General features: G+C 70.2%; 2 protein-coding genes. Both read left to right on the top strand.

Features of this window, described 5'->3' with window-relative positions; translation table 11 throughout:
• The coding region (locus BYZ73_RS21055) for a terminase TerL endonuclease subunit (RefSeq protein ID WP_220086880.1) at nucleotides 1-722 on the top strand (722 nt) is incomplete at its 5' end.
• A partial coding sequence (locus BYZ73_RS21060) for a phage portal protein (protein ID WP_146746389.1) occupies nucleotides 719-1,469 on the top strand: 751 nt, incomplete at its 3' end. The genes BYZ73_RS21055 and BYZ73_RS21060, both read left to right, overlap by 4 nt.

Below are 1,469 nucleotides of genomic sequence, written 5' to 3' on the forward strand. Positions count from 1 at the left end.
ACTTCCGGCGGCTGCACATGAACCTCTGGACCGAGGGCGCGCAGTCCTGGATCGAGCGCGAGATCTGGGACAAGGGCGCCGAGCCCTTCGCGCCCGAGGCCCTCTATGGCCGCCCCGCCTGGGTCGGACTGGACCTCTCGAAGACGACCGACCTCACCTCGATCTGCGTGGCGATCCCGAAGGACGGGCAGGTGTACCTCATCAGCTATTCCTTCCTGCCCTCGGGGCCGAAGGGCTTCATCGCGCGGGCGCAATCGGAAAAGCGGGAGTATGTGGCCTGGCGCGATCAGGGCTGGCTGGAGGTGCATGGCGGGGGCGTGATCGACGAGGACCGGGTGATCGAGCGGCTGGAATGGATCCGGGGCCGCTTCGATCTGCGCGAGCTGTCCTATGACCGCTGGGGCATGCGCTACGTGGCGCAGGAGCTGGTCAAGCGGCGGTTTCCGCTGGTCGAGCATGGCCAGGGCTATGCCTCGATGTCCTCGCCGATGAAGCGCTTCGAGCGGGCGGTGGCGCAGGGGCGGATCCGGCATGGCGGCAATCCGGTGCTGGCCTGGGCGGTGGGCAATGTCCATCGCGACGAGGATGCGGCCGAGAACATCAAGCCCAACAAGGCGCGCTCGAAGGGGCGGATCGATCCGGCGGTGGCCGCGATCATGGCGCTGGGACGCGCCGAGGCCGAGGCGGGCAAACGCAAGGCACGGGACGTGGCAACGGTATGATCGGACTTCCTTTCCTCACGCGCGGCCGCAAGGCCGAAGTCCCCCGGCGCGAACCGCCGGTCACCGCGGCCATGGCGTCGGTCGAGCCCTCGGGCACGCGCGATCCGTCGCCGTGGTTTGGCGATCTCTGGGCGGGCGGGCAATCGCGCGTCCGCTCGCTGCCGGTGGTGACGCCGCTGGCGGCCCAACGTCATGCCACGGTCTTCGCCTGCTGCAACGTGATCGCGGGGGATCTCGCCAAGGTACCGCTCAGGCTCTACCAGCGGACGGGCCCCAGCCGGGCCGAACCGGTTGCGGACCATGCCGCGACCTATCTTCTGAATACGGAATCCGCGCCCGGCGTGGCCGCGAAGGTCGCCCGCTTTGCCCTCGTCTATGCCTTCGCACTGCGCGGCCGGGCCTATGCCTATGCGCCCCGGGACGGCGCGGGCGAGCTGACGCTTCTCGATGTGATCCGCCCCGATCTCTGCGCCGAACTGCGCGACGGCCGGGCGCGGTTCTATGCCTTCGAGGACGGGGCGGGCATCCAGCGCCGGGCGCCGTCGCGCGCCATGGTACATCTGCGCTACATGGCCGAGGACGGCTGGACCGGCCGCAGCCCGCTTCAGGTCGCCGCGGAATCCGTGGGCCTGGCGCTGGCGGGCCAGGAGGCCGCGGCCCGCGCGGCGTCGGGCGTGCAGATGCGCGCGGTGCTGAAGATGGAGGATGTCTACGAGGACGATGAGGCCTGGCACCGCAATGCCCGCC

It is taken from the genome of Rhodovulum viride (assembly GCF_003265965.1).
Taxonomy (GTDB): Bacteria; Pseudomonadota; Alphaproteobacteria; order Rhodobacterales; family Rhodobacteraceae; genus Rhodovulum; species Rhodovulum kholense.